9 protein-coding genes are annotated in these 8,663 nt (G+C 74.0%); 6 read left to right on the top strand and 3 right to left on the bottom strand.

The features are described 5' to 3' along the window. Positions 1–862: TetR/AcrR family transcriptional regulator C-terminal domain-containing protein (locus tag AB0D08_RS17230; RefSeq protein WP_359889594.1), on the top strand; the 862-nt coding region annotated here is incomplete at its 5' end. Positions 863–904: 42 nt separating this feature from the next. Here the strand turns inward: AB0D08_RS17230 and AB0D08_RS17225 are convergent. From AB0D08_RS17225 to AB0D08_RS17215, 3 genes are read right to left on the bottom strand one after another with little or no spacing between them, the layout of a single operon-like run. Further along, complete coding sequence (locus tag AB0D08_RS17225) at positions 905–1,090, bottom strand: tautomerase family protein (RefSeq protein ID WP_033824882.1); 186 nt, start codon at positions 1,088–1,090, stop codon at positions 905–907. Between the two features lie 55 nt (positions 1,091–1,145). Further along, complete coding sequence (locus tag AB0D08_RS17220; RefSeq protein WP_359889592.1) at positions 1,146–2,402, bottom strand: DegT/DnrJ/EryC1/StrS family aminotransferase; 1,257 nt, start codon at positions 2,400–2,402, stop codon at positions 1,146–1,148. A gap of 12 nt (positions 2,403–2,414) precedes the next feature. Then, positions 2,415–4,067 (bottom strand): AMP-binding protein, encoded by a 1,653-nt coding sequence (locus AB0D08_RS17215; RefSeq protein WP_033824880.1) that lies wholly within the window; start codon positions 4,065–4,067, stop codon positions 2,415–2,417. 237 nt (positions 4,068–4,304) lie between these two features. On the opposite strand from AB0D08_RS17215, the gene AB0D08_RS17210 reads away from it, so the two are divergent. The 5 genes from AB0D08_RS17210 (at position 4,305) to AB0D08_RS17190 (ending at position 8,571) form a co-directional block, all read left to right on the top strand. Next, the gene (locus tag AB0D08_RS17210; protein ID WP_033824879.1) at positions 4,305–5,369 is read left to right on the top strand and encodes an ornithine cyclodeaminase family protein; all 1,065 of its coding nucleotides are present in this window, start codon (positions 4,305–4,307) and stop codon (positions 5,367–5,369) included. Positions 5,370–5,429: 60 nt separating this feature from the next. Further along, complete coding sequence (locus AB0D08_RS17205; RefSeq protein ID WP_359889588.1) at positions 5,430–6,641, top strand: cytochrome P450; 1,212 nt, start codon at positions 5,430–5,432, stop codon at positions 6,639–6,641. A 6-nt stretch (positions 6,642–6,647) separates the two neighbouring features. Beyond that, positions 6,648–6,848, top strand: a complete 201-nt coding sequence (locus AB0D08_RS17200) for a hypothetical protein (protein WP_359889585.1) — start codon at positions 6,648–6,650, stop codon at positions 6,846–6,848. A gap of 253 nt (positions 6,849–7,101) precedes the next feature. After that, positions 7,102–7,917, top strand: a complete 816-nt coding sequence (locus tag AB0D08_RS17195) for an AfsR/SARP family transcriptional regulator (RefSeq protein WP_033824877.1) — start codon at positions 7,102–7,104, stop codon at positions 7,915–7,917. A 51-nt stretch (positions 7,918–7,968) separates the two neighbouring features. Then, complete coding sequence (locus tag AB0D08_RS17190; RefSeq protein WP_158515631.1) at positions 7,969–8,571, top strand: ScbR family autoregulator-binding transcription factor; 603 nt, start codon at positions 7,969–7,971, stop codon at positions 8,569–8,571. Positions 8,572–8,663 lie beyond the last annotated feature (92 nt).

The following is an 8,663-nucleotide window of genomic DNA, read 5'->3' as shown; positions in this document are numbered from 1 at the left end:
GGGGCACCGGGAGAACCTGGACGTGGCCCGCACCCCGTCCCGGCCCGCACCCGGCCGCGTACCTTTGCTGCAGCACCTGCCGCCCGAGGACGACACCAGGAGGACGAACGTGGCCGCCAAGCGAGCCTCGCAACCGAGGAAGAGCGTATGGCTCACCCCGCGGCCGGCCCGCGGCCGCCGGGCCGCCGAGAGCGGGTCCGGCGCGGGCAACCTCGACCGGGAGAAGATCGTCGCCACCGCCGTGCGGCTGCTCGACGCGGAAGGTGACGCCCAGTTCTCCATGCGGCTGCTGGCCGCCGAACTGAACGTCACCCCGATGTCCGTCTACTGGTACGTCGCCAACAAGGACGACCTGATGGAGCTGGCCCTGGACGCGGTGGCCGGGGAGATAGACCTCCCCGACCTCACCGCCGGCCGGCCGTGGCAGAGCGACCTGCGGGCCCTGGCCGCCGCCTGGCGCCGCACCATGGTGGCCCACCCGTGGGCGATCCGCTCGTACGGCGAGTACCTCAACATCGGGCCGCAGAGCATGCGGTTCTCCGCCTGCGCCCAGACGGTGGTGGCCCGCTCCCCGCTGCCCGAGCAGGAGCGGCCCGCCGCGCTGTCGGCCGTCTTCCAGTACGTCTACGGCTTCACCTCGATGGAGAGCCGCTGGCTGGAGTACGGGCGGGAGTCGGGCCGTACCGCCGACGAGTTCCTGGAGGAGGTCGCCGGCAGCGTGGCCGAGGCGCCCGGCATCGAGGCCGGCGGCGGCATGATGGAGCGCCACTCCGGAGTCAGCATCGGCGAGCTGCGCGACCGTGACTTCGACCGCGCGCTCGACTGGCTGCTCGCCGGGATGTGCGCCGGCCTGACCGCCTAAGAGCTTGCCCGCCCGGGCGTCCGGCCGTCCGGGCGGTGCCGGTCAGCTGCCGGGGACACCGCCGATGCCCCACTGCCGGGGGGCGACGCCGGTGAGCGTCACCCAGGTCTGGGCCCGGATGGACTCGTCGAAGACGTCCACCACGGCCTGGGTGATCCGCTCGATGAGCTCCCGCTCACTCTGCTCGTCGAGCCGACGGTCGTAGATCTTCACATCGATGAACGGCACGGTGGGTGCGCCTCTCTGGTCGGACGGGGCTGGGAAAAGGGGACGTGGTGCGCGGTCAGCGCACGGCGAGCCGGCGGCCGCCGGTGCCGATCAGGGCTTCGCGGAGGGCGTGGCCGACCGAGTCGACCAGGTGGTCCACCTGGTCGTCGCTCAGGCCCGGATGGCAGGGCAGGTTGACCTGCTCGTCGAACCAGACCCGTTCGGCCTGCGGGCACTCGCCCGGCCCGTGGCCGCGCAGCCGCCACTCGGGCAGCAGGTGGAGCGGGAAGTAGCGCAGCTGGACCTCCACACCTCTGCGGTCCAGCGCCCGGACGAAGCTCTCCCGCGCCTCGCGTCCGGCCGTGAGGAAGAAGGTGTACAGGTGGTAGGCGTGGCTGCTGCCCTCGGGTACCTGCTGGACGCGGGTGCCGGGGAACTCGCGGACGGCGGCGTCCAGGCGGCCCGCGATCCAGCGGCGGCGCTCGGTGAACCGCTCCAGCGCGTCCAGCTGCACCAGCCCGACGGCGGCGGCCGCCTCCGAGAGGGTGGCGTTGGTGCCCGCGCCGCGGATGCCGACGGCCGCCCGGCGGTACACGTCGGCGGAGAACCGCATCCACGGCAGCAGGGCCGGCTCCTCGCCGGCGCGGTCGGTGACCGGGACGAACACCCCGTCCACCTCGTTGCCGCGCAGGCGTTCGACCCGCTCGGCCCAGTCGGCCCGGTTCAGGGTGATCATCCCGCCCTCGCCGAGGGTGGTGATGTTCTTGGTGGAGTGGAAGCTGAAGCACCCGATGTCGCCCAGCGCACCGGGGCTGACGCCGCGGTGGGCGGCCCCGAGCGCGTGGGCGCAGTCCTCGACCACCACGATGCCGGAGCGCCGGGCCAGGGCCAGCACCCGGGTCATGTCGGCGGGCAGACCGCCGTAGTGCACCAGCAGGATCGCCCGGGTGCGGGGGGTGATCAGGCTCTCCAGCACCGCGGGGTCCATGTTCAGGGTGTCCGGGTCGACGTCGCAGAACCGGACCGTGACCTGGTGGTCCAGCAGCGGCTGCACGGTCGCCTGGAAGGTCTGCGGGGTGGCGATCACCTCGTCCCCGGGGGCGAGGTCGAGCAGCCGGACGGCCAGCTCCAGGGCGACCGTCCCGCTGGTCACCGAGAGGGCGTGCCGGGCGCCGGTCAGGTCGGCGAACCGCTGCTCGAAGCGTTCGCGCCACACGCCCGCCGACAGCGGGTCCGGTGAGTGCACCACGTCCGCCAGTGCCGCCAGGTCGGCCTGGCCGACGATGCTGCCGCGGCGCTGGAACGGCACCAGGTAGTGCGCTGCGCTGTTCATCGCACTCCTCCCTCAGCCCGCGTCCGCGGCTGCCGGACCGGCCTGCACCAGCTCGGCCGCCCGCGCGGCCAGGACCTTCTTGTCCACCTTGTTGAGGCCGGTCAGCGGGAAGCCGTCGACCACCTCCACCCGGTCCGGCAGCTTGAAGTCGGCCAGCCCGCGCGAGCGCAGCAGCCTGCGCAGCTGCGGCAGGGTCGGGGCCGGTCCACCGGCGGCGGGCACCACGAACGCGCAGGTCTTCTCGCCCAGCAGGGCGTCCGGCATCGCGACGACGGCCGCCTGCTGGACCGCCGGGTGGGCGGTCAGATGGCCCTCGACCTCGGTGGCGGAGACCTTGTCGCCGCCCCGGATCACCACGTCCTTGACCCGGCCCGCGACCACGATCCCGCCGTCCGCGGTCCGCCGGACCAGGTCGCCGCTGCGGTAGAAGCCGTCCTCGGTGAAGGCCGTGGCGTTGTGCTCCGGCGCCCGGTAGTACCCCCGCAGGGTGTACGGACCGCGGGTCAGCAGCTCGCCGACCTCCCCGTCCGGGACGTCCCGCCCGTCGGTGCCGACCACCCGGATCTCGTCGGCCGGGGAGACCGCGCGGCCCTGGGTGGTGAGCACGACCGGGCGCGGGTCGTCGAAACGGGTGAAGGTCAGCAGCCCCTCGGCCATGCCGAAGACCTGCTGCAGGCGGACCCCGAGCCCGGGTTCGATCCGGGCGGCCACCTCGTCGTGCAGCTTCGAGCTGCCGACCTGGAGGACGTCCAGGCTGGAGAGGTCGCTGCCGGTGCGCCCGGCGGCGTCGAGCCACAGGTGCACGATGGTCGGGATCACCGAGGTCATGGTGACCCGCTCGCGTTCGATCAGCGGGAAGCACACCTCGGGGGTGGGCTCCTCGGCGAACACCACCCGCCCGCCGGTGCCCAGCACCCCGATCACGCCGGGGCAGCCCCACGGGAAGTTGAACTCGACCGGCAGCACCGCCAGGTAGACCGTGTCCGCGTCGAGTCCGCAGAGGTCGGCGGTGATCCGGCTCTGGTAGGCGTAGTCGTCGTGGGTGCGCGGGATCATCTTCGGCAGTGCGGTGGTCCCGCCGGAGAGCAGGAAGAACGCGACGTCACCGGCGTCCGGCTCGGGGAGTGCGGCCGGGGCGCGCTCCAGGTCGGACAGGGCCGTGAAGCCGTCGCCGCCGGTGCCCGGGTCGCCCGCGACGAACACCTGGGCGATCCGCGGCACCTCGGCCCGCAGGTCCCGGGCCAGCTCCCGGTGGTCGAAGCCTCTGACCAGGTCCGGGACCACCAGGGCCACGGCGCCGGACAGTTCGGCCAGGTGCCGCAGCTCGTTGCCGCGGTAGGAGGGGAGCGCGAACACCGGCAGCGCACCCGCCCGGAACAGCGCGAAGCACACGGCCACGAACGCCGGGGTGTTCGGCAGCTGCACCAGGACCCGCTCCCGAGGGCCGATCCCGCGCTCGGCGAACCCGGCCGCCAGCCGGTCGCACCAGGCGTCCAGTTCGCGGTACGTCACCCGGACGCCGTCGGCGTCCACCAGGGCGACCCGGTCGCCGTACCGCTCGGCCCAGCCGCGCAGCAGCGACCCCAGGGTCTCGCCGCGCCAGTACCCGGCGGCGCGGTACCGCTCGGCCACCTCCGGCGGCCAGGGCACGCATCCATCCAGCATCGGTCGTCCTTCCGTCGGGCCCGGCAGGGTCCCCGGCGCCCTCGGTGCGGGCGCGGTGCGGGCGCCGGACAGTCTCGGCGGGCGCGTTGACAGCGGGCTGATCCAGCTGACGGGGGCACGGGGCGCCCCCGGGGCCCCGTCAGCCCCATCAGGCCCGTGTCAAGGCCGCTGACCACGCTGGTGCGCTCAGCCCCCGGCCGATCACGACGGCCGGCGATCGAACTCTGGGAGCGTCGGATGAAGACCTGGGTCCTGAGCGAACGTGACGTGGCACAGGTGGTGGAGAGAGTCGGCCGGGACGCGGTGATGGACCGCGTGATCGACCGCTTGGCCGAGGGCCTGGCCGAGGTCGGCAGAGGCCGGCGGGCGCTGTCGCCGCAGCGCGGCGGCTTCGTCCGCGCCGAGCCGGTCCCCGGGATCTGGGAGTGGATGCCGCACCGCGAGCCCGGCGACAGCATCACCCTGAAGACGGTCGGCTACAGCCCGGGCAACCCGGGCCGGTTCGGGCTGCCGACCATCCTGGGCACGGTCGCCCGCTTCGACGACACCACCGGGTCGCTGACCGCGCTGATCGACGGGGTGCTGCTCACCGCGATCCGTACCGGTGCGGCGTCCGCGGTGGCCAGCCGGCTGCTGGCCGCGCCGGACAGCCGGGTGGTCGGCCTGATCGGCGCGGGCGCCCAGGCCGTCACCCAACTGCACGCGCTCACCAGGGTGTTCCCCGTCGAGCGGGTGCTGGTGCACGACACCGATCCGGTGCACGCCGCGAGCCTCGCCGACCGGGTCGCCTTCCTCGGCCTCGACGTCCGGGTGGCCGTGCCCGAGCTGATCGCCGCGTCGGCCGACATCATCTGCACGGCGACGACCGTCGCGGTGGACGGCCCCCCGGTGCTGCCCGCGCACGCCGCCACCCGCCCGCACCTGCACGTCAACGCCATCGGCGCCGACCTGGTCGGCAAGACCGAGCTGCCGGTGGACCTGCTGCGGCGCGCCTACGTCAGCCCCGACCACCCGGAGCAGGCCCGCCACGAGGGCGAGTGCCAGCGGCTGGCGGAGGACGAGATCGGGCTCAGCCTCGGCGAGCTGTGTGCGGACCCCTCGCTCGCCCGCGACCTGCGCGGCCGGCCGACCGTCTTCGACTCGACCGGCTTCGCCCTGGAGGACCACCTGGCGATGGAGGTCCTGCTGGAGATGGCCGCCGAACACGACCTGGGCCTGCGGCTGCAGATCGAACACCACCCCGCCGACGCCCTCGACCCCTACGCGCTGACCCCCGCCGCCGTAGCCGCCGACCACACCTGACCGGGCGCGGGCGGGCCGCCCGCCCCGGGCGACCCGCACCCTTGCCGCGCCGAAGGAGCCATGATGGACCAGCAGACCGTTCCCGCCCCGCCCTCCCTGGCCGACGGCGGCCCGGCGATGTTCGCCTGGCTGCGCGAGATGCGCGACCACCACCCGGTCCACGAGGACCGGTACGGGGTGTTCCACGTCTACCGCCACGCCGACGTGCTGGCGGTCACCTCCGATCCCGCCGTCTTCTCCTCGGACCTCGGCCGGCTGCGGCCGGACTCCAGTGCGCTGAGCGAGGAGATCCTCTCCGTCATCGACCCGCCGCTGCACCGCAGGCTGCGCAGCCTGGTCAGCCAGGCGTTCACCCCGCGCACCGTCGCCGAGCTGGAGCCGCGGGTGACCGAGCTCGCCGGGCAGCTGCTCGACGCGGTGCAGGGCGGGACCTTCGACGTGGTCGGCGACTTCGCCTACCCCCTGCCGGTGATCGTGATCGCCGAGCTGCTCGGCGTGCCGCCGCAGGACCGGGAGCTGTTCCGCAGCTGGTCGGACCGGATGCTGTCGATGCAGGTCGACGACGCGGTGGAGATGCAGTTCGGCGACGAGGCCGGGGACGACTACGAGCGGCTGGTCAAGCAGCCGCTGAAGGAGATGCACGCCTACCTCCGGCGGCACGTGGAGGAGCGCCGCCGCGCCCCGCAGGACGACCTGCTGACCCGGCTGGCCGCCGCCGAACTGGACGGGGAGCGGCTGACGGACCGGCAGATCGTCGAGTTCGGGGCGCTGCTGCTGATGGCCGGCCACGTCTCGACCTCGATGCTGCTCGGCAACACGGTGCTGTGCCTGGAGGAGAACCCGCAGGTCGCGGCCGAGCTGCGGGACGACCCCGCGCTGATCCCCGCGGTGGTGGAGGAGGTGCTCCGGATGCGCCCGCCGATCACCGTGGCGGCCCGGGTGACCACCCGCGAGGTCACCGTCGGCGGGGTGGTGATCCCCGCGGACCGGATGGTGATGGCCTCCCTGCTGTCGGCCAACCACGACGAGCGGCACGTCCCGGACCCGGAGCGCTTCGACCACCGCCGCAGCCCCAACCCGCAGCTGGCCTTCGGCCACGGCATCCACTACTGCCTCGGCGGGCCGCTCGCCCGGCTGGAGGGCCGGATCGCGCTGGAGGCGCTGCTCGCCCGGTTCGCCGACATCCGGATCACACCCGGTGCGGAGTACGACTTCCACCGCGAGGGGCTGTTCGGCGCCCGTTCGCTCCCGCTGACCGTGCGTCGCGGCTGAACGGCCGTGGCCGCCCTCCCGCCCGACGGGCCGTCCGAGATGGACGACGCACTGCTGTGCTCGCCCTGGCACGTCCTGGCGCACGTCTACCGGGCCCGTCCCACCGGGCGGGTCCGCGGCCGGCGCGAACGGCCGCAGCCGGTCCGCGACCGGGCCGACCGCGGCGAGACCGCCGACCGCACGCCCCGGCGGCACCGGCAGTCCTGACCCGCCGACCGTTCCAGGGCTCGTGACCCACCAGGACACGTGCTCCGTACGCCGCGGTCCGGCTCCCCACCAGGGAGCCGGACCGGGTGCGAAGGCCCGTATCCCCACCCGGGATGCGGGCCTTCGCCGTTCGCGAAAAACAAAAACAGACCGACTGGTCTTCTACTAGCAAACCGTATAGTCTGTTTTTAATTGCGGGGGCGGCGCCGGTGCCGTTCCGTGCCCATCCGGGGCAGCGACCAGGGGAGACGCCGTGGACATCGATGTGCTGGGATCGCTCGACGTACGGGAATCCGGGGTGTCCATCGCCCCGACGGCCCCCAAGCCGCGGCACCTGCTCGCGGTCCTCGCCCTGCACGCCGACCGGACGGTGCCGGTGGCGCTGCTGATCGAGGAACTCTGGGACGGCAGCCCGCCGCGCTCCGCCCGCAACACCCTGCAGACCTACGTCCTGCAACTGCGGGAACTGATCGCACAGGCCCTGCGGCGGGCCGGTGACCCGTACGACGCCAAGCGGGTGCTGGCCACCGTGCCCGGCGGCTACCACCTCGACACCAGAGGGGGAGTCAGCGACGCCCACGAGTTCGAGCGGCGCGCGGCCGACGGCTACCGGGCGATGGCCCAGGAGGACTTCCCCGGCGCCGCCCGCCGGCTGCACGACGCACTGGGCCTGTGGAAGGGCTCCGCGTTCGCCGACGTCCGGGCCGGCTCCCTGCTCGACATGGAGATCCGCCGCCTCGAGGAGGCCCGGCTGTGCGCCCTCGACCAGCGGATCGAGGCCGAACTGCGGCTCGGCCGGCACCGTGAACTGCTCGGCGAACTCACCGTGCTGGCCGGACGCTACCGGATGCACGAGTCGCTGCACCGCCAGCTCATGATCGCGCTGCACCACTCCGGCCGCCGCGGCGACGCCCTCGCCGTCTACCAGCGGCTGCGCATGACGCTGGTGCGCGAACTGGGCCTGGAGCCCTCGCCCGGGCTGCGCCGGCTCCAGCAGTCGATCCTGGCGGCCGGCCCCGAACGGGAGGCCCCGCAGCAGTCCTGGGGGCGACTCGCCCACGCGGGCTGAGCGGCACCGGACACCGACGAACGGGAGGGGAGAGACATGCAGGAGAGGTCGGTGACCACCCGCCGCAGACTGGTGACGGCCGCGGCCGAGCTGTTCGACCGCAACGGCTACGCCAACGCGACACTGGCCCAGATCACCGGCGCGGCCCGGGTCACCAAGGGGGCGCTGTACTTCCACTTCGGCTCCAAGAGCGAACTGGCCGATGCCGTCCGGGAGTACGGCCGCACCCTGCTCGCCGACTCGGTCGACGCGCTCGCCGCGCGCAACAATGGCTCACCGTTGCAGACCCTGATCGACTCCACCCACTGGCTCGCCCGCAGCCTGCGCGAGGACCCGGGCCTGCGTGCCAACTTCCGCCTGAGCCGCGAGCTGTACGGCCGCGAGAGCGGGCACGCCGACTTCTTCCAGGTATGGCTGACCACCTCCTGGGCGCTGCTCGACCAGGCCCGCGCCGCCGGGGAACTCGCCGACGACGCCGGGCGCACCGGCCCGCAGACCCTGCTGGCCGCGGCGGTGGCCGGGATCGAGGTGCTGGCGGCCACCCCCATGGCGGACGACGAACTCGCCGCCCGGGTCAGCGCGCTGTGGACGCTCGCGCTGCCCGCGCTGGTGACGCCCGCGACCCGGGCCGCCCTCCGGACGGCTCCCCCCTGAGCGGGGGGCCGCACCCCCGCGCTGGTCCTTTCGGGGGAGGCCGCGCCGGCGGCTCCCCCTTTCGGCGGAGCGGGCCGCCGCCCGCCCGCCCG

Source organism: Kitasatospora sp. NPDC048540, assembly GCF_040651175.1.
Classification (GTDB): Bacteria; Actinomycetota; Actinomycetes; order Streptomycetales; family Streptomycetaceae; genus Kitasatospora.
Note: the sequence above shows the minus strand (reverse complement) of the source record. Positions and strands in the feature narration are given on the sequence as shown.